Source organism: Kitasatospora sp. GAS1066B, assembly GCF_041262605.1.
Lineage (GTDB): Bacteria > Actinomycetota > Actinomycetes > Streptomycetales > Streptomycetaceae > Kitasatospora.
The window spans coordinates 58,746-77,047 of sequence record NZ_JBGCCO010000038.1 but is presented as its reverse complement, the minus strand read 5'-3'; the positions used below and the strand labels follow the sequence as shown (position 1 = coordinate 77,047).

Genomic DNA, 18,302 nt, shown 5'->3' with positions numbered 1-18,302 from the left:
ATCTGGCGTTGACTTTTGGCACGCTGTTGAGTTCTCAAGGAACGGACACTTCCTTCAAGCCGCTCTCGCAAGCTCTCCGGGCGCTTCGTTCTTTCTTCTCTTCGAGCTTATCAGACCCGCCTTCCGGCGTTTCCCGACTCGCTCTCGGTGTTTCCAACCCTACCAGGTCTTCCGCACCGCTTCGGCCTCAGGAGGCCTTCGCCGTACCGGACCTGACGGCCCGTCCGACGTGTTGAACTTTAGCCCAGCCCCGCTCCGAAAAGCGAATCCAGCCGCACTCACCGAATTACCGGCACAGCAAAACAGACCAGCTCCGACAGTGCGCGAAAAGCAACACGTCGAAAGCAGGACGTTGTACTGAGAAATGGTGTTCCAGGAGAGTGGCCGCCCCGGGACCGTCCGCGCAGACGCGTGTCCGGTGCTCCCTGCCGAGCGACTAGGACACGCTACGCCTTTCACGGCCCGCATGCAAACGGCACATGAACGGCACCGGCCGGCCGCCCCCGTGGGGTCGGCCGGCCGGTGCGGGCAGGGCGTTGTCGACGTCCGCTCAGCTGTTGGTCGGGAAGCCGAGGTTGATGCCACCGTGCGAGGGGTCGAGCCAACGCTGGGTCACGGCCTTGCCCCGGGTGAAGAACTGCACGCCGTCGGGGCCGTACGCGTGGGCGTCGCCGAACAGCGAGGACTTCCAGCCGCCGAAGGAGTAATAGGCCACCGGGACCGGGATCGGCACGTTGATCCCGACCATGCCGACCTCCACCTCGTGCTGGAAGCGTCGGGCCGCGCCGCCGTCGTTGGTGAAGATCGCGGTGCCGTTGCCGTACGGGTTGGCGTTGATCAGCTCCAGGCCCTCCTGGTAGGAGGACACCCGGACCACCGAGAGCACCGGGCCGAAGATCTCGTCGTTGTACACCGACATGCCCGGCTTCACGTGGTCGAAGAGCGTGGGGCCCAGCCAGAAGCCGTCGGCGGTGGGCTGACCGTTCACGTCCTGGTCGGCGATCGGGTGCTTTCGGCCGTCCACGGCCAGCTCGGCGCCGTCCGCGAGGCCGGACTCCACGTAGGAGGTGACCTTGTCGCGGTGCTGGCCGGTGACCAGCGGACCCATCTCGCTGTCGCCATTGCAGCCGGGGCCCACCTTGAGGCCGGCGATCCGCTCCTTGATCTTCTCGACCAGCTGGTCACCGATCGGGTCCACCGCGACCAGCACCGAGATCGCCATGCAGCGCTCGCCGGCCGCGCCGAAGCCGGCGTTGATCGCCGCGTCGGCGCTCAGGTCGAGGTCGGCGTCGGGCAGCACCAGCATGTGGTTCTTGGCGCCGCCCAGCGCCTGGACCCGCTTGCCGTAGCGGGTGCCGGTCTCGTACACGTACCGCGCGATCGGGGTGGAGCCGACGAAGCTGACCGACTTGACGTCCGGGTGCTCCAGCAGGCGGTCGACGGCGACCTTGTCCCCGTGTACGACGTTGAAGACGCCGTCCGGCAGCCCGGCCTCCTTCCACAGCTCCGCCATGAAGTTGGCCGCCGACGGGTCCTTCTCGGAAGGCTTGATGATCACCGTGTTGCCGGCCGCGATGGCGATCGGGAAGAACCACATCGGCACCATCGCCGGGAAGTTGAACGGCGAGATGATGGCGACGGGGCCGAGCGGCTGGCGGATCGAGTAGACGTCGATGCCGGTGGAGGCCTGCTCGGTGAAGCCGCCCTTGAGCAGCTGCGGGATGCCACAGGCGTACTCGACGACCTCCTGGCCACGGGCCAGTTCGCCGAGCGCGTCCGAGTGCACCTTGCCGTGCTCGGCCACGATGATCGCGGCCAGCTCGTCCTTGCGGGCGTTGAACAGCTCGCGGAAGGCGAAGAGGACCGAGGTGCGCTTGGCGATCGAGGCGTTGCGCCACTCGCCGAAGGCGGCGGCGGCCGCGGCGACCGCCTGGTCGACCTCGGCGATCTCGGCGAAGTCCACCTGGCCGGCGATCTGTCCGGTGGCCGGGTCGTAGATGTCGCCACGGCGGGGGGCGGCGCCGGCAGTCGGCACCGGGGCACCGTCGATCCAGTGGACGACGTGCTTCGGTGCGCCGGCCTGGCGCTCAGTGGGCGTGTTCACAGTTCCTCTGCCTCCAGGGGTCAGGCTCAGGTCGGGCTCAGGTCAGGCTCAGCGGGGGCTATCGCGCTCAGCATCCAGTCTGGTCCGCGCTCCGGGGCCGCTCAACGAGCACACTGACGGGCATACCCCGATCGGCCTTACAGCCCGTCGGTCCACCGCGACACCGGCGCCTCACAGGTGCTCGCCGGGCCCGCCCAGCCCAGCTGCCGCCTCGTGCAGCGCGAGTTCCAGCGGCACCGGGTCGGTGAGCCGCCCCGAGCCGTCCGGCGCCACCAGCCAGCTCGGCCCCGGACCACGCCGGGCGGGGTGCGGGACCACCACCCACGCCCCGGCGCCCGCCGCCCGCACGCCGGTGCCCACCCACCGCGCGGCGGTACCGACCGGGACGAGGAACCCGAGGCTGTCGTCCCCCGGGTCGAAGAGCACCGGGCCGGCGCCGAGCAGTCTGCGCCGGCCCGGGACCACCGGCGGCTCCAGGAGCAGGCGCAGCGCCGGGCGGCCGAGCCTGCCGGGGACCAGGAGCACGTCCCAGCGCCGTCCGGCCGGCAGCAGCGCCAGGCCCGAGGCCGTTCGCTCCCACTCCCGTCGGCAGGCCTCGGGATCGAGTGCGGCGCCGGCCAGCCAGGCCAGTGCGGCGGCGATCGGTCCGGTCTGCTCCATGGCCAGCGCTCCCGTCGTTCGGACGGCGGGCTGTGTCGGCCGCCGCTCTGGTTGGAGAGATGGGCTGGGGCGCGGACTCTTACAGCGATCTCGGGCAATGATCTGCACGGCGGCCGGCGCGGGCGGCGGGTCTGCCGGGGGGGCGGTCAGCTCCGGTCGCCGAAGACGGTGCGGTGCCAGTCCTTGCGCGCCACCGCCGTGGTGTCGAACATGACGTGCTTGACCTGGGTGTACTCGTCCAGCGAGTACTGCGACATGTCCTTGCCGTAGCCGGAGGCCTTGTACCCGCCGTGCGGCATCTCGCTGATGATCGGGATGTGGTCGTTGACCCAGACGCAGCCGGCCGCGAGCTCCCGGGTGGCCCGCAGCGAGCGGTGCACGTCACGGGTCCAGGCGGAGGCGGCCAGGCCGTACGGCGTGTCGTTGGCCAGCCGCAGGCCCTCGTCGTCGCTGTCGAACGGGAGCACCACCAGCACCGGGCCGAAGATCTCGCCCTGCACCACCTCGCTGTCCTGGGCGACGCCGGTGATCAGGGTGGGCGCGTAGTAGGCGCCCAGGCTCAGGTCGGTGCCGTCGTGCCCGGTCGCGGGTGCCAGGCCGCCGGTGACGATATCGGCGCCGTAGCCGCGCGCCCGCTCGACGAAACCGGCCACCCGGTCGCGGTGCGCGTACGAGACCAGCGGCCCGAGGTCGGTCTGCGGGTTGCGCGGGTCGCCCAGCCGGATGGCGGCGAACAGCTCGGCGACCCCGTCCACGAAGGCCTGGTAGAGCGGGCGCTGAACGTAGGCGCGGGTGGCGGCGGTGCAGTCCTGGCCGCTGTTGATCAGCGAGCCGGCCACCGCCCCGTGCACGGCCGCCGTCAGATCGGCGTCCTCGAAGACCACGAACGGAGCCTTGCCGCCGAGCTCCAGGTGGGTGCGCTTGACGGTCGCGGTGGCCAGTTCGGCGACCCGCCGGCCGACTCCGGTGGAGCCGGTGAAGGAGACCATCGCGACGTCGGGGTGCGCGACCAGGCGTTCGCCGGCGGTCTTCCCGGTGCCGGTGACCACGTTGACCACGCCGGCGGGCAGGCCGGCCTCGGTGCAGGCGCGGGCGAGCATCAGCGAGGTGAGCGGGGTGAGCTCGGCGGGCTTGAGGACCACGGTGTTGCCGGCGGCGACGGCCGGCAGGATCTTCCAGGCGGCCATCTGCAGCGGGTAGTTCCACGGGGCGATCGAGCCGACCACGCCGATCGCCTCGCGGCGCACGTAGGACGTGTGGTCGGCCGAGTACTCGCCGGCCGCCTTGCCCTCGAGGTTGCGCGCGGCGCCCGCGAAGAAGGCGGCGTTGTCGATCGTGCCGGGCACGTCGAACTCGCTGGAGAGCTTGATCGGCTTGCCGGTCTGGGCGGTCTCGACGTGGGCGAACTCCTCGGCCCGGTCGGCCAGCACCGCGCTGAGCCGCAGCAGCGCCTCGGCCCGGGTGCCGGGGGTGGCGCGGGACCACTCGGGCAGCGCGGCCTTGGCGGCGGCCACGGCGGCGTCGACGTCGGCGCCCGAGGCGAGCCGGACCCGCTGGACCGTGCTGCCGTCCGCCGGGTTGATCACGTCATGCGGCTCGTCACCGGTCCCGCTGGTGAGCCGGCCGCCGATGTACTGGGCGCCGTCCGCGAAACTGCTCAGATCCACGACACTGCTGCGGTCCATGGGTTCGGTCTCCTCCAGATGTCCGTTCCGGGCCATTCCACCCGCTCCGGTGCGCCGAACGATGCCCGCCGGTCCCACGACCGGGCAAGGGTCACCCCGACAGCCGAGGCGCCAAGAGCCTTACAGAATGCCAGGCCCGCAGGAGGGCAACAGGTCGTCATGGGGATGCATGATTCAGCTGACACCTTGTTCCCTGTCCCCGAGGTCCAGGAGGCCGCCATGCTGCCCACCGTCGCCCGTGTGCTCGATCTGGACGTGATGCGCCGTGGTCTGCCGCAGGTGGTGGCCGGGGCCGACCGGCTGGAACGCCCGGTGCGCTGGGTGCACGTGAGCGAGCTACCGGACGTGGCCGGCATGCTGCAGGGCGGCGAGCTGGTGCTGACCACCGGGATCGCGCTGCCCGAGGACCGCGAGGGGCTGGCCCGCTACGTTCGGGAGCTGGTCGAGATCGGCGTGGCGGGGCTCGTGGTGGAGTTCGGCCGCCGCTACTTCGACGCCCTGCCGCGGGCCTTGGTGCACGCCGCCGAGCAGCGCGGCCTGCCGCTGATCGCGCTGCGCCGGGAGCTGCGCTTCGTGGCGGTCACCGAGGCGGTGCACGCGCTGGTGGTCAACGCCCAGCTGGAGCAGTTGCGGGCCTCGGAGGCGGTGCACCAGGTCTTCAACGAACTGGCGGTGGAGGGCGCCGAGCCGGCCGAGGTGCTGCGGCAGATCGCCCGGATGGCGGGCGCGCCGGTGGTGCTGGAGAACCTGAGCCACCAAGTGCTGGCGCACGACCCGGCCGGGCGCACCGAGGACGAGCTGCTGGACCAGTGGGAGCGCCGCTCGCGCGCGGTGCGCCCGGCCGGCCGGACCGGCTACGACCCGCGCAGCGGCTGGCTGGTGACGGCGGTGGGCGCCCGGGGCGAGGACTGGGGTCGGCTGGTGCTGGTCGAGGAGCCGGGGCCGCTGCCCGACCAGGAGTCGCACCCCTGCACGATGCTGCTGGAGCGCGGGGCCGCGACCCTGGCGCTCAACCGGCTGCTGGTGCGCGACCGGGAGAGCCTGGAGCGGCAGACCCATCGCACGCTGCTCGCCGGGATCATGACGCACGCGCTGACGGTCAGTGAGGTCGCGCTGCGGGCCCAGGCGTTGGGCGTGCCGCTCGACGGGCGGCGGCTGGTCGGCGTGGTGCTGCGCCGCCGCGGCGGAGCGCTGCCGGCCGCGCTGGAGGCGCAGGCCCGGCTGCGCGACTTCACCGAGCTGGCGGCCGCCGCAGCACGCGGCAGCCGGCTCTCGGCGCTGGTCGGGGCGCTGGACGACGAGGGGGTCGGCCTGCTGATCGCGCTCGGCTCGCAGCAGAACGAGCACACCGCGCTGGAGGCGTTCGCGGCGGCACTGCGCCGGCTGGTGACGGACAGCGGCAAGGAGACGGCGACGCCGGTGATAGCGGTCGGTTCCTCGGTCGGGTCGGTGCGCGACGCCCGGCGCAGCCTGATGGAGGCCACCCAGGTGGCGGACGCCGCACTGCACGACGCGCCCGGCGCCCGGGCCGCCTCGTACTACCGGCTGCCGGACGTGCGACTGCGCGGACTGCTCCACCTGCTGCGCGACGACGCACGGCTGCAGACCTACGTGGAGCGGGAGCTGGGGCCGCTGCTGGCGCACGACGCGGAGCACGGCTCGCAACTGGTGCAGTTGCTGCGGGTCTACCTCGAACAAGGCAGGAACAAGTCGGCCGCGGCAGACGCTGCGCATCTGTCGCGGCCGAGCTTCTACGACCGGCTGCACAAGGTGGAGCGGATCCTGGCGGTGGATCTGGACCAGGTGGAGTCCTGTCTCTCCCTGCACGTCGCCCTGCTGGCGCTGGACGCCGTCCGGCGGTGACGCGGACCGGCCGGCGATCGGGGGGCGGTCTCAGTTCACGTGCGCGTCGGCCAGGGTGAGCGCCTCGTCGAGCACGGCCAGGCCCGCCTTGGCCTCGTCGACGGTGACGGTGCACGGCGGCACCACGTGGAAGCGGTTCATGTTGGTGAACGGCCAGAGCCCGCGCTTCTTGCAGGCCGCTGCCAGCTCGGCCATCGGGGCGTTGGCCGCACCGCTCGCGTTGTAGGGGACCAGCGGCTCCCGGGTGGCCCGGTCGCGGACCAGGTCGAGCGCCCAGAAGACGCCCAGCCCGCGCACCTCGCCGACCGACGGGTGGCGCTCGGCCAGCTCGCGCAGCCCGGGGCCCAGCACGGTCTCGCCGATCAGCTTGGCGTGCTCGACGATGCCCTCCTCGGCCATCGCGTTGATGGTGGCCACCGCGGAGGCGCAAGCCAGCGGGTGGCCGGAGTAGGTGAGCCCGCCGGGGAAGGGCCGCTCGGCGAAGGTGGCCGCGATCTCGGCGCTGATCGCCACGCCGCCCAGCGGGACGTAGCCGGAGTTGACGCCCTTGGCGAAGGTCAGCAGGTCGGGCACGACGCCCCAGTGGTCGGCGGCGAACCACTCGCCGGTGCGGCCGAAGCCGGCCATCACCTCGTCCAGGATGAAGACGATCCCGTAGCGGTCGCAGATCTCCCGGACGCCGGCCAGGTAGCCGGGCGGCGGGATCAGGATGCCGGCGGTGCCGACCACGGTCTCCAGGATGATCGCGGCCACCGTGCCCGGGCCCTCGAAGGCGACCGTCTGCTCCAGGTGGGCGAGCGCGCGCTCGCACTCCTGCGCCTGGGTCTCGGCGTGGAACGCCGAGCGGTAGAGGTGCGGGCCCCAGAAGTGGACGACACCGGTGGCGCCGGTGTCGTTGGGCCAGCGCCGGGGGTCGCCGGTCAGGGCGATCGCGTGCCCGGTCGCGCCGTGGTACGAGCGGTAGGTGGAGAGGACCTTCTGCCGGCCGGTGTGCAACCGCGCCATCCGCACCGCGTTCTCCACCGCCTCGGCACCGCCGTTGGTGAAGAAGATCTTGTCGAGGTCACCGGGCGTGCGCTCGGCGATCAGCCGGGCGGCCTCGCTGCGCGCCTCGACGGCGAAGCCCGGCGCCAGGGTGCAGAGCTTGGCGGCCTGCTCCTGGATCGCGGCGACCACCTTGGGGTGCTGGTGACCGATGTTGGTGTTCACCAGCTGGGAGGAGAAATCGAGGTAGCGGTTGCCCTCGTAGTCCCAGAAGTACGAGCCCTCGGCGCCGGCCACCGCGAGGGGGTCGATCAGGGCCTGGGCGGACCACGAATGGAAGACGTGCGCGCGGTCGGCGGCCTTGACGGCCAGCCCGGCGGCGGGATCGGCAGTGGGGATGCTCATGGCCGCCAGCGTAGGCAACGGGCGAACCGACGAGGAGCGCCATCTTGTCAGGTGGTCACCGGGAACGGCGACAGGATGGAAATGGCCCCGGGGAGGTGCTCCCCGGGGCCGTTTTTCTTCTGAGCGGTCCGGCCCGACGATCAGATCGCGGTCATCACGTGCTTGACCCGGGTGTAGTCCTCGAAGCCGTACGAGGACAGGTCCTTGCCGTACCCGGACTTCTTGAAGCCACCGTGCGGCATCTCGGCGACCAGCGGGATGTGGGTGTTGATCCAGACGCAGCCGAAGTCCAGCCGGCGCGACATCCGCATCGCGCGGGCGTGGTCCTTGGTCCAGACCGACGAGGCGAGCGCGAACTCGACCCCGTTCGCGTAGCCGACGGCCTGGTCCTCGTCGGTGAACTTCTGCACGGTGATGACCGGGCCGAAGACCTCGTTCTGGATGATCTCGTCGTCCTGCAGCAGGCCGGAGACCACGGTCGGGGCGTAGAAGTAGCCGGTCTCGCCGACCTGGTGGCCGCCCGCCTCGACCTTGGCGTGGGCGGGCAGCCGCTCGACGAAGCCGGCCACCTGCTTCAGCTGGTTGGCGTTGTTGAGCGGGCCGTAGAGCACGTCCTCGTCGTCCACCCCGCCGGTCTTGGTCTCCGCGGCGGCCTTGGCCAGCGCGGTCACGAAGGCGTCGTGGATGGACTCGTGCACCAGCACCCGGGTGGCGGCGGTGCAGTCCTGGCCGGCGTTGAAGAAGCCGGCCACCGAGATGCCCTCGACCGCCTCGGCGATGTCGGCGTCCTCGAAGACCACCACCGGGGCCTTGCCGCCGAGCTCCAGGTGCACCCGCTTGACGTCCTTGGCGGCCGACTCGGCGACCTGGATGCCGGCCCGGACCGAGCCGGTGATCGACGCCATGGCCGGGGTGGCGTGCTCGACCATCAGCTTGCCGGTCTCGCGGTCGCCGCAGAGCACGTTGAAGACGCCGGCCGGCAGCTCCAGCTCGGCCAGCACGCCGCCGATGATCTCGGCCAGCAGCACGGTGGAGGCCGGGGTGGTGTCGGAGGGCTTGAGCACCACGGCGTTGCCGGCCGCGATGGCCGGCGCGAACTTCCAGACCGCCATCATCATCGGGTAGTTCCACGGCGCGACCTGGGCGCAGACACCGACCGGCTCGCGACGGACGATCGAGGTCATCCCGTCCATGTACTCACCGGCGGCCTTGCCCTCCAGCAGACGGGCGGCGCCGGCGAAGAAGCGGATCTGGTCGACCATCGGGCCGATCTCCTCGGACTTGGTCAGCCCGCGCGGCTTGCCGGTGTTGCGACACTCGGCGTCCACCAGCTCGTCGGCCCGGGTCTCGACCGCGTCGGCAATCTTCAGCAGCAGCTTCTGCCGGGTCGACGGCGTGGCGTCGCGCCAGATCTCGAAGGCGGCGGCGGCCGCGGCCATCGCGGCGTCGACGTCGGCCGCGCCCGACAGCGGGGAGGTCGCGTACGCCTGGCCGGTGGTGGGATCGACGATCTGCAGGGTGCGGCCGTCGGCCGCATCGACGAACTGGCCGTTGATGTAGTTGCGCAGCGTACGAAGGTCGCTCACGACTCTCTCCTCGGGTTGCGGTCGGCGCGGTGGCGGCCGATCCGTCGGGGGGCTGTGCCAGTGGGGCCGCGGGCCCGGGCGCCGGGTGGCCGGGCTGGGCGGGACACGGTCCACTGGTGGGGAGCGTACGCCCCGGGGGGACGCGCGCGCGTGACCTCGCCAGAGTAGCCCGTTCCATGCTGTTCTCGGCAGAGTCGTGCATGTATCGCAATGAAATCCGTGCTGTTTTCCGAGCCGCGCAACGAAATCAGCAGCGCAGGCACTTGCGAACACTTCGTCGATCAGGCACAGTGGCCGCGTGGCCAACCGCGACCGGAACAGCAGCGTTCCCCTCGACTCCGTCTCCAAGGCGATCATCGAGCAGCTGCAGGAGGACGGCCGCCGGGCTTACGCGACCATCGGCAAGGCCGTCGGCCTCTCCGAGGCCGCCGTCCGGCAGCGGGTCCAGAAGCTGCTCGACCAGGGCGTGATGCAGATCGTCGCCGTCACCGACCCGCTGACCGTCGGATTCACCCGACAGGCGATGGTCGGGATCACCGTCGAAGGTGACATCGAGCCGATCGCCGACGCACTGGCCGCCATGGACGAGGTCGACTACGTGGTCTGCACCGCGGGCTCGTTCGACCTGCTGGCCGAGCTGGTGTGCGAGGACGACGAGCACCTGCTCGAAATGATCAACAAGCGAATCCGTGCGCTTCCCGGCGTGCGGAGGACCGAGAGCTTCGTTTACCTGAAGCTCCGGAAACAGACCTACACCTGGGGCACCCGATGAGCGCCGACCCGGCACCGAAGGACCTTTCGAAGACCGCCTACGACCACCTGTGGATGCACTTCACCCGCATGTCGTCGTACGAGAAGTCCCCCGTACCCACCATCGTCAAGGGCGAGGGCACCTACATCTGGGACTCCAACGGCAAGAAGTACCTCGACGGCCTGGCCGGCCTGTTCGTGGTGCAGGCCGGCCACGGCCGCGAGGAGCTGGCCGAGGCCGCTGCCAAGCAGGCCAAGGAGCTCGCCTTCTTCCCCGTCTGGAGCTACGCGCACCCGAAGGCCGTGGAACTGGCCGAGCGCCTGGCCAACTACGCGCCGGGCGACCTGAACAAGGTCTTCTTCTCCACCGGTGGCGGCGAGGCGGTCGAGACCGCCTGGAAGCTCGCCAAGCAGTACTTCAAGCTGACCGGCAAGCCGACCAAGTACAAGGTCATCTCCCGCGCGGTCGCCTACCACGGCACCCCGCAGGGCGCCCTGTCGATCACCGGCCTGCCGGGCCTGAAGGCCCCGTTCGAGCCGCTGGTGCCGGGCACCCACAAGGCCCCGAACACCAACATCTACCGCGCCCCGGCGTTCCTCCAGGGCCCCGACGGCACGGTGGACCCGGAGGCCTACGGCCGCTGGTGCGCCGACGAGATCGAGGTCGCGATCCTCAACGAGGGCGCCGAGACCGTCGCCGCCGTCTTCGTCGAGCCGGTGCAGAACGCCGGTGGCTGCTTCCCGCCGCCGCCCGGGTACTTCCAGCGGCTGCGCGAGATCTGCGACCGGCACGACGTGCTGCTCGTCTCGGACGAGGTCATCTGCGCCTTCGGCCGGCTGGGCACCATGTTCGGCGCCGACAAGTTCGGCTACCAGCCCGACATGATCACCTGCGCCAAGGGCATGACCTCGGGTTACTCCCCGATCGGCGCCACGATCATCTCGGACCGCCTGGCCGAGCCGTTCTACAAGGGCGACAACACCTTCCTGCACGGCTACACCTTCGGCGGCCACCCGGTCTCCTCGGCGGTCGCGCTGGCCAACCTGGACATCTTCGAGCGCGAGGGCCTCAACCAGAAGGTCCTCGACAACGAGGCGAACTTCCTCGGCACCCTGAACAAGCTGCGCGACCTGCCGATCGTCGGCGACGTGCGCGGCAACGGGTACTTCTACGGCATCGAGCTGGTCAAGGACAAGGTCACCAAGGAGTCGTTCAACGACGACGAGGTGGAGCGCGTGCTCTACGGCTTCCTGTCGAAGGCGCTCTTCGACAACGGCCTGTACTGCCGCGCCGACGACCGTGGCGACCCGGTCATCCAGCTGGCCCCGCCGCTGATCTCCGACCAGTCGACCTTCGACGAGATCGAGCAGATCCTGCGGACCAGCCTCACCGACGCGTGGGCCAAGATCTGATCGCCAAGGCGATCTGACCCACCCTCGCCCCGCGGGGCGGTCCCGCGCAGCCTCCTCCTCAGGGCTGCCGGGACCGCCCCGCGGTGTTTTTCCCACTGATCTGCTGATAGTTCGTCCGGGTTTACCCCAGCTGGACCCCGTGTGCCGCAACCGCAACACGACCTTGTCGTTCTAATCTGACGACTGTCATTCCCCTGCCCCGTGCAGCACCCGCGGTGCGGCACCCGGGCAGAGCTCTCTCGGACCGGCGGAGGAATTCCATGTCAGCGGCCCCGCCCGACAACGACGTGCTGTGGGCCCGGGGGATCGTCAAGTCCCACCAGGGGACCCCGGCGCTGCGGGACGTCTCGATCGCGGTCCGGGAGGGCGAGGTGCTCGCCATCACCGGTGCCCGCGGCTGCGGCAAGTCCACCCTGCTCGGCTGCCTCTCGGCGCTGCTGCCGGTGGACTCCGGGGAGGTCTGGTTCAACAGCTCACCGGTCCACACGCTCAGCCGGGCCGGGCGGGAGAAGCTGCGCCGCGACCGGTTCGGCTTCGTCGGCTCACAGCCCCACCTGGTCCCGGAGCTGACGGCCCGGGAGAACGTCGCCCTGCCCCTGCTGCTCGCCGGGGCCGGCCACAAGGCCTCCTACAGCGCCGCCGACGACTGGTTGGAGCGGCTCGACGTGACCGACAGCGCCAAGCGCCGCCCCGCCGAGCTGGTCCAGAGCCAGCGCCAGCGGATCGCAGTGGCCCGCGCGCTGGCCCCGCTCCCCCGGGTGGTCTTCGCCGACGACCCGACCGCGCCACTGCACCGCGAGGCCCAGGACCAGGTGCTGCGGATACTGACCAGCGCGGCCCGCTCCCACCAGCTCACCCTGGTGCTGGCCACCCACGACCCGGAACTCGCCAAGTACGCGGACCGGACGGTGGCCCTGGTCGACGGCCGCACCCCCGCTCCGGCCACCCCGGTACGGCGCGCGGCGGCAGTGGTGGCCGGGCAGTGAACAGCCCCGTGCCGGGCAGCCGCCCAGCCCTCGCGCTCTGACGGACTGAAGGACTATCAGGTGTTCTATCTCCGCCTGGTCAGGGGATACCGGGTCCTGGACCTGGGCCGCTGGCTGCTCACCGCCACGGCGGCCGCCGTGGTGGCCGCCTTCCTGCTGCGGGCGCTCGGCCGCGCCCTGAGCGACCCGCCCGGCGCGCACGCCACGCTGGAGCGGCTGCTCTGGTGCCTGCCACCGCTGCTGGCGATCGGCTGGTTCACGGCCATCGCGGCCCGCGCGCTGCCCACCCAGCGGCCCGAGCGGATGGCCGGGCTGACCGCCGCCGGTGCCGGGCCGCGGTGGATCCGGCTGCTGATCGCCGGTGAGCTGGCGCTCGCCTGCGCGCTGGGCGCGGTGGCCACGCTGCTGCTCTTCCTGGTGCTGCGCAACAACATCGCGGGGCCGAGCCTGGCCCCCGAGCTGGGCATGGGCGTGCCACTGCCGCCCGCCGCACCGGTGGCCCTGCTCGCGCTGCTCCCGCTGGCCGGCGGCCTGGCCGCAGCCGCCGCGGTCCGCCCCGGTGAGCGGCTGCCCGGCGGCGAGGAGCCGGACCGGGCCCGCCACTTCGGGCCGGTGCGCACCTCGGCGGCCGTCCTGCTGACGATCGGCGGCATCCTCACCGAGCTCTACGCGCTGCGCCCCGCCGCGGCCTACGACCCGCGCACCCTGGGACTGCCCGCCGACCTCGGCCACACCAACGCCGCGCTGCTGGGCGGCTGGGCGGTGGCCACCCTGGGCCTGGCGCTGCTGACCGGACCGCTGCTGGCCGGCACCGGGTGGCTGCTGGCGCTCGGCCGCCCCAGCCCGCGGCGGCTGCTGGCCGGACGCGGGCTGACCGGCGCGGCGCGTGAGCTGAGCGCGCCGCTGGCGATGCTGGCCTTCACCGTGGCGGTGGTGCTGACCTCGGTCCGGCACTGGGTGGCGCCGGGAGCCGAGGGCACCGGGCTGCTGCCGGCCGCCGAGGCACTGCTGACCACCGGCTGCATGGTGGGGGCGGTGCTGGCCCGGCTGGCCGAGCTGCGAGCCCTGCGCCGCCCCGGCAGCACCGCGCTCCTGCGCCTCGGTGCCTCGCCCCGACTGCTCTTCGGCGCCGCGATGCTGCGCTGGGCGGCCGCCGGCAGCGTGGTGCTGGCCACCGGCGCACTGACCGCGGTGCTGGGCGCCGGGATGCTGACCTGAGGGCTCGCCGTCAGCCGGCGGCCGCGAGCTGACCGCAGGCGCCGTCGATCTCCTGGCCACGGGTGTCGCGCACCGTGGTGGGCACGCCGTGCGCCTCCAGCCGGCGGACGAACTCGCGCTCGTCCTCGGGCCGGGAGGCGGTCCACTTGGATCCCGGTGTGGGGTTCAGCGGGATGAGGTTGACGTGCACCCGGTGGTTCTTGATCAGCCGGCCGAGCAGGTCGGCCCGCCAGGCCTGGTCGTTGATGTCCTTGATCAGCGCGTACTCGATGGAGATCCGCCGACCGGACTTCTCCGCGTAGTTCCACGCGGCGTCCAGCACCTCGGCGACCTTCCACCGGGTGTTGACCGGCACCAGCTCGTCACGCAGCTCGTCATCCGGCGCGTGCAGCGAGAGCGCCAGGCGGCAGCTCAGGCCCTCGTCGGCCAGTCGGTTCATGGCCGGCACCAGGCCGACGGTGGAGACCGTGATGCCGCGCTGGGAGAGGCCGAAGCCGTCGGGCGCCGGGTCGGTCAGGCGGCGGATCGCGGCCAGCACCCGGTTGTAGTTGGCCAGCGGCTCACCCATGCCCATGAAGACCACGTTGCTCAGTCGCGCCTCGCCGCCCGGGATCTCACCGGCCTTCAGCGCCCGCATGCCGGCCGCGATCTGCTCGACGATCTCGGCGGTGGACAGGTTGCGGGTGAGCCCGGCCTGGCCGGTGGCGCAGAACGGGCAGTTCATCCCGCAGCCGGCCTGCGAGCTGATGCACATGGTCACCCGGTCGGGGTAGCGCATCAGCACCGACTCGACCAGGGTGCCGTCGAAGAGCTTCCAGAGCGTCTTGCGGGTCGTGTCCTCGTCGCACGAGACGTGTCGGACCACCGACATCAGCTCGGGCAGCAGCGCGTCGACCAGCTTCTCGCGGCCAGCCGCCGGGATGTCCGTCCAGGAGGCGGGGTCGGCGGAGAGCCGGCCGAAATAGTGGTTGGCCAGCTGCTTGGCGCGGAACGGCTGCTCGCCCAGCTCGGCGACGACCTCCTTGCGCTCGGCGGGGCTGAGGTCGGCGAGGTGTCGCGGGGGCTTGGCGCCACGCGGCGCGACAAAGGTGAGTTCTCCGGGTGCAGGCATGGTTCAACCAGTGTCGCAGATGCGCGAAGGCCCCGGCCGGCGGTGCCGTCCAGGGCCCTGCTGCCAAGCCGGTCGTCAGCTGCCGACGAAGGCCGCCAGCAGCAACCAGACCACCGGAGCGGTCGGCAGCAGCGAGTCCAGCCGGTCCATGATCCCGCCGTGCCCGGGCAGCAGCGTCCCCATGTCCTTGATGCCCAGATCACGCTTGATCATCGACTCGACCAGGTCGCCCAGGGTCGCGATGACCGCCGCGCAGCCACCCAGGATCAGGCCCTGCCACCAGTGGCCGTCGTCGATGATCCACTGCATCAGCAGCGCACCGGCCAGCATCGACAGGCCGATCCCGCCGGCCAGTCCCTCACGGGTCTTGCCGGGGCTGATCGTCGGCGCCAGCTTGTTGCGGCCGAACTTGTAACCGACCGCGTAGGCCCCGGTGTCACTGCAGATGGTGACCACCAGGAAGAGCACGATCCGCTGCGGGCCGTCGTGGGCGGCGAGCATCAGCGCCACGAAGGTCGCCAGGAAGGGCACGTAGAAGGCGGTGAAGACACCCGCCGTTATGTCGCGCAGGTAGTTCTCCGGCGGCTTGGTCATCCGCCAGATCATCAGTGCCAGCGCGGTGAGGGCCAGCGCGGCCGCCGCGCCCTGCGGGCCGATCCAGTAACCGGTCGTCAGCATGGCCACGCCGCCCAGCAGCAGCGGGACCTGCGCGACGTGGATCTCCTTGCGCTCGGCCAGCCGGCTGGTCAGCTCCCAGCTGCCGACCGAGGCCGCCGCGACCACGACGAACAGGAAGAGCACCTTGACCACGAAGAGCGAAGCGATGATCACCGCCCCCAGGCCCAGCCCCACCACTATCGCGGCGGGGAGGTTGCGGCCGCCGCGCTGCTTGCGGGGCTGCTGCGGCTCGGGCTGGGCCACCGGACTCTCCTGCGCTGGGGGTCGGGGCCCCCGGTCCACCAACGGCGAGCGCGGTGTCACGGGGGTCTGCGGGGAAGCGCCCCTCTCGCCGGGGGCCATGGGGGCATCGTTCATCAGACTTCGAGCAGCTCGGCTTCCTTGTGCTTCAGCAGCTCGTCCACCTGCGCGACGTACTTCGCGGTGGTGTCGTCGAGCTCCTTCTCCGCGCGACGGCCCTCGTCCTCGCCGATCTCGCCGTCCTTGACCAGCTTGTCGAAGGCGTCCTTGGCCTTGCGACGGATGGTCCGGATGGAGATCTTGGCGTCCTCGCCCTTGCCGCGGGCGACCTTGATGTACTCCCGGCGGCGCTCCTCGGTCAGCTGCGGGAACGTCACCCGGATGATGTTGCCGTCGTTGGACGGGTTGACGCCCAGGTCGGAGTCACGGATCGCCTGCTCGATGTTGCGCAGCGCGCTCTTGTCGAACGGGGTGATGACCGCCATCCGCGGCTCCGGCACGGAGAACGAGGCGAGCTGGTTGATCGGGGTCGGGGCGTCGTAGTACATCGCGACGATCTTGTTGAACATCGCCGGGTGGGCCCGGCCGGTGCGGATGGCGGCGAAGTCGTCCTTGGCGACGGCGACGGCCTTCTCCATCTTCTCCTCGGCCTCGAGGAGGGTCTCTTCGATCACAGTCTGCTCCCTGTCCGGTTGCCTCGTGGCGTACTGAAATGCCCCACCGTCGCGGGGCGGCGGCGCTGCTGCTTGCTCAGGCCCGGACGGAATCCTGGCTGATGAGTGTGCCGATCTTCTCACTCTTCACCGCGCGAGCGATATTGCCCTCCGCGAGCAGCTCGAAGACCAGGATCGGCAGGCCGTTGTCCTTGCACAGGGTGATCGCGGTCAGGTCGGCGACCTTGAGATCACGCGAGATCACCTCGGAGTACTCCAGCGCGTCGAAACGCACCGCGTCCGGGTTCGTCTTGGGGTCCGAGTCGTAGACGCCGTCGACGCCGTTCTTGCCCATCAGCAGCACCTCGGCGTGGATCTCCAGGGCGCGCTGCACGGCGGTGGTGTCGGTGGAGAAGTACGGCATGCCCATGCCCGCACCGAAGATGACCACGCGGCCCTTCTCCAGGTGCCGGATCGCCCGAAGCGGCAGGTAGGGCTCGGCGACCTGGCCCATGGTGATCGCGGTCTGGACCCGGGTCTCGATGCCTTCCTTCATCAGGAAGTCCTGCAGCGCCAGGCAGTTCATCACGGTGCCGAGCATGCCCATGTAGTCCGAGCGGGCCCGGTCCATGCCGCGGACCTGCAGCTCGGCGCCGCGGAAGAAGTTGCCGCCGCCGATGACCACAGCGACCTCGGTGCCCTGCCGGACCACCGTGGCGATCTCGCGAGCGATCTTGTGGACGACATCGGGGTCGACGCCGAGGCCGCCTCCGCCGGCGAACGCCTCACCGGACAGCTTGAGCAGAACGCGACGGCTGGTGCCGTCCTGCGCGGACTCCTGCGTCTTCTCCATCGACTTCTCCTTCTACACCTGCTGGTTCACAGGCTATTCACCTGCTGACTCGCGGGCCGGGGTGTGCGGCCCCCGGGCCCGGCTGCGCGGGCCGTCGGCCTTGCTGTGCGGCCGGGCCGCCCGCGCATACACGCAAGGAGGCCACTGCCGCGGGAACCGGTACGGTCTCCTGCACGGCAATGGCCTCCTCGTCGTTCTGGTGCCGACTCACTGGAGTCCAGCTGCGGCGGCGGTTCCTACCTTAGGCGGGAACCAGGTGAACGTGGGTCAGGCGCCGACGCGGAAGCGGGCGAAGCGCTTGAGGGCGACGCCGTTCTCCTCGAGGACCTTGGCGACGGTCTTCTTGTTGTCCTTCGCGAAGGCCTGCTCCAGAACGGAGTTCTCCTTGACGAAGCCGGTGACGCGACCCTCGACGATCTTCGGCAGGGCAGCCTCGGGCTTGCCCTCCTCACGAGCGGTGGCCTCGGCGACGCGACGCTCGTTCTCCAGCGCCTCGGCCGGGATCTGCTCGCGGGAGAGGTACTTCGGCGCGAAGGCGGCGATGTGCTGCGCGACGTCCTTGGCGACGTCCACGTTCTCCTTGTCGAGCTCGACCAGGACGCCGACCTGCGGCGGGAGGTCGGGAGAGGTGCGGTGCAGGTAGACCGCGACGTAGCCGTCGGCGAACAGGGCGAAGCGGTCCAGGACGATCTTCTCGCCCAGGTTCGCGTTGGCCTCGTCCACGAACTGCTGGACGGTCTTGCCGGGCTCGATCTCGGAGGCCAGCGCGGCGTCCAGGTCGGCCGGGGCGGCCTTGGCGAGGTGCGCGGCGATCGTGTCGGCGACCGCGACGAACTTCTCGCTCTTGGCGACGAAGTCGGTCTCGCACTTGAGCTCGACCAGCACACCGGACTTGGCGTCGGCGGCGATCACAGCGACGACGGCACCGTTCTCGGCGGTGCGGCCCTCGCGCTTCGCGACACCCTTGAGGCCCTTGATGCGGATGAGCTCAAGGGCCTTGTCGACGTTGCCCTCGGCCTCGTCGAGAGCCTTCTTGCAGTCCATCATGCCGGCGCCGGTGAGCTCACGGAGCTTCTTGACGTCCGCGGCGGAGATGTTCGCCATGGTGTGAAT

General features: G+C 71.0%; 15 protein-coding genes. 5 read left to right on the top strand and 10 right to left on the bottom strand.

Going from position 1 to position 18,302, the window contains the following annotated elements; translation table 11 throughout:
* Positions 1–550: 550 nt before the first annotated feature.
* The 3 genes from ABH937_RS32385 to ABH937_RS32375 form a co-directional block, all read right to left on the bottom strand.
* On the bottom strand, positions 551–2,104 hold the full coding sequence (locus ABH937_RS32385) for a CoA-acylating methylmalonate-semialdehyde dehydrogenase (RefSeq protein WP_370146894.1): 1,554 nt from the start codon (positions 2,102–2,104) through the stop codon (positions 551–553).
* Positions 2,105–2,275: 171 nt separating this feature from the next.
* The gene (locus ABH937_RS32380) at positions 2,276–2,764 is read right to left on the bottom strand and encodes a hypothetical protein (RefSeq protein WP_280694101.1); all 489 of its coding nucleotides are present in this window, start codon (positions 2,762–2,764) and stop codon (positions 2,276–2,278) included.
* Positions 2,765–2,910: 146 nt separating this feature from the next.
* Positions 2,911–4,449, bottom strand: coding sequence for a gamma-aminobutyraldehyde dehydrogenase (locus ABH937_RS32375; protein WP_280694102.1), 1,539 nt, complete (start codon positions 4,447–4,449; stop codon positions 2,911–2,913).
* 219 nt (positions 4,450–4,668) lie between these two features.
* On the opposite strand from ABH937_RS32375, the gene ABH937_RS32370 reads away from it, so the two are divergent.
* Complete coding sequence (locus ABH937_RS32370) at positions 4,669–6,312, top strand: PucR family transcriptional regulator (protein WP_370220259.1); 1,644 nt, start codon at positions 4,669–4,671, stop codon at positions 6,310–6,312.
* Between the two features lie 30 nt (positions 6,313–6,342).
* Here the strand turns inward: ABH937_RS32370 and ABH937_RS32365 are convergent, their stop codons facing one another.
* Together ABH937_RS32365 and ABH937_RS32360 are read right to left on the bottom strand one after the other, a co-directional pair.
* Positions 6,343–7,701 (bottom strand): aspartate aminotransferase family protein, encoded by a 1,359-nt coding sequence (locus tag ABH937_RS32365; protein ID WP_280694104.1) that lies wholly within the window; start codon positions 7,699–7,701, stop codon positions 6,343–6,345.
* 140 nt (positions 7,702–7,841) lie between these two features.
* Positions 7,842–9,287 carry a gamma-aminobutyraldehyde dehydrogenase gene (locus tag ABH937_RS32360; RefSeq protein ID WP_280694105.1) on the bottom strand — a complete coding sequence of 482 codons (1,446 nt, stop codon included), beginning with the start codon at positions 9,285–9,287 and terminating at the stop codon, positions 7,842–7,844.
* A gap of 298 nt (positions 9,288–9,585) precedes the next feature.
* Here ABH937_RS32360 and ABH937_RS32355 point away from each other — a divergent pair, with 298 nt between their 5' ends.
* The 4 genes from ABH937_RS32355 to ABH937_RS32340 all read left to right on the top strand — a co-directional run bounded on the left by ABH937_RS32355 (position 9,586) and on the right by ABH937_RS32340 (position 13,654).
* Positions 9,586–10,059 carry an Lrp/AsnC family transcriptional regulator gene (locus ABH937_RS32355; protein ID WP_035846077.1) on the top strand — a complete coding sequence of 158 codons (474 nt, stop codon included), beginning with the start codon at positions 9,586–9,588 and terminating at the stop codon, positions 10,057–10,059.
* Positions 10,056–11,450: an aspartate aminotransferase family protein gene (locus ABH937_RS32350; RefSeq protein ID WP_280694106.1), complete on the top strand. Its 1,395-nt coding sequence runs from the start codon at positions 10,056–10,058 to the stop codon at positions 11,448–11,450. The genes ABH937_RS32355 and ABH937_RS32350 overlap by 4 nt, the downstream gene beginning before the upstream one ends.
* Before the next feature lie 260 nt (positions 11,451–11,710).
* Complete coding sequence (locus tag ABH937_RS32345; RefSeq protein ID WP_280694107.1) at positions 11,711–12,436, top strand: ABC transporter ATP-binding protein; 726 nt, start codon at positions 11,711–11,713, stop codon at positions 12,434–12,436.
* A gap of 60 nt (positions 12,437–12,496) precedes the next feature.
* Positions 12,497–13,654 carry a hypothetical protein gene (locus ABH937_RS32340; protein ID WP_370220258.1) on the top strand — a complete coding sequence of 386 codons (1,158 nt, stop codon included), beginning with the start codon at positions 12,497–12,499 and terminating at the stop codon, positions 13,652–13,654.
* 10 nt (positions 13,655–13,664) lie between these two features.
* On the opposite strand, the gene rlmN is transcribed toward ABH937_RS32340, so the two are convergent.
* From rlmN to tsf, 5 genes are all read right to left on the bottom strand, one after another.
* Entirely contained in the window at positions 13,665–14,765 is a 1,101-nt protein-coding gene (rlmN, locus tag ABH937_RS32335) for a 23S rRNA (adenine(2503)-C(2))-methyltransferase RlmN (RefSeq protein WP_370220257.1), read from the bottom strand.
* Between the two features lie 75 nt (positions 14,766–14,840).
* Positions 14,841–15,800: a phosphatidate cytidylyltransferase gene (locus ABH937_RS32330; protein ID WP_370220256.1), complete on the bottom strand. Its 960-nt coding sequence runs from the start codon at positions 15,798–15,800 to the stop codon at positions 14,841–14,843.
* Positions 15,800–16,357, bottom strand: coding sequence for a ribosome recycling factor (frr, locus tag ABH937_RS32325; RefSeq protein ID WP_280694111.1), 558 nt, complete (start codon positions 16,355–16,357; stop codon positions 15,800–15,802). Before frr ends, ABH937_RS32330 begins: the two co-directional genes overlap by 1 nt.
* Positions 16,358–16,433: 76 nt before the next feature.
* Entirely contained in the window at positions 16,434–17,189 is a 756-nt protein-coding gene (gene pyrH / locus ABH937_RS32320; protein ID WP_280694112.1) for a UMP kinase, read from the bottom strand.
* 267 nt (positions 17,190–17,456) lie between these two features.
* Positions 17,457–18,293 (bottom strand): translation elongation factor Ts, encoded by an 837-nt coding sequence (gene tsf / locus ABH937_RS32315; protein ID WP_280694113.1) that lies wholly within the window; start codon positions 18,291–18,293, stop codon positions 17,457–17,459.
* Positions 18,294–18,302: the final 9 nt, after the last annotated feature.

Coding starts and splice junctions, on each gene's coding strand:
- ABH937_RS32345 (WP_280694107.1), top strand. CDS start 11,711: ATGTCAGCGGCCCCGCCCGACAACGACGTGCTGTGGGCCCGGGGGATC.
- ABH937_RS32365 (WP_280694104.1), bottom strand. CDS start 7,701: ATGAGCATCCCCACTGCCGATCCCGCCGCCGGGCTGGCCGTCAAGGCC.
- ABH937_RS32380 (WP_280694101.1), bottom strand. CDS start 2,764: ATGGAGCAGACCGGACCGATCGCCGCCGCACTGGCCTGGCTGGCCGGC.
- tsf (WP_280694113.1), bottom strand. CDS start 18,293: ATGGCGAACATCTCCGCCGCGGACGTCAAGAAGCTCCGTGAGCTCACC.
- ABH937_RS32350 (WP_280694106.1), top strand. CDS start 10,056: ATGAGCGCCGACCCGGCACCGAAGGACCTTTCGAAGACCGCCTACGAC.
- ABH937_RS32375 (WP_280694102.1), bottom strand. CDS start 4,449: ATGGACCGCAGCAGTGTCGTGGATCTGAGCAGTTTCGCGGACGGCGCC.
- rlmN (WP_370220257.1), bottom strand. CDS start 14,765: ATGCCTGCACCCGGAGAACTCACCTTTGTCGCGCCGCGTGGCGCCAAG.
- pyrH (WP_280694112.1), bottom strand. CDS start 17,189: ATGGAGAAGACGCAGGAGTCCGCGCAGGACGGCACCAGCCGTCGCGTT.
- ABH937_RS32370 (WP_370220259.1), top strand. CDS start 4,669: ATGCTGCCCACCGTCGCCCGTGTGCTCGATCTGGACGTGATGCGCCGT.
- ABH937_RS32330 (WP_370220256.1), bottom strand. CDS start 15,800: ATGAACGATGCCCCCATGGCCCCCGGCGAGAGGGGCGCTTCCCCGCAG.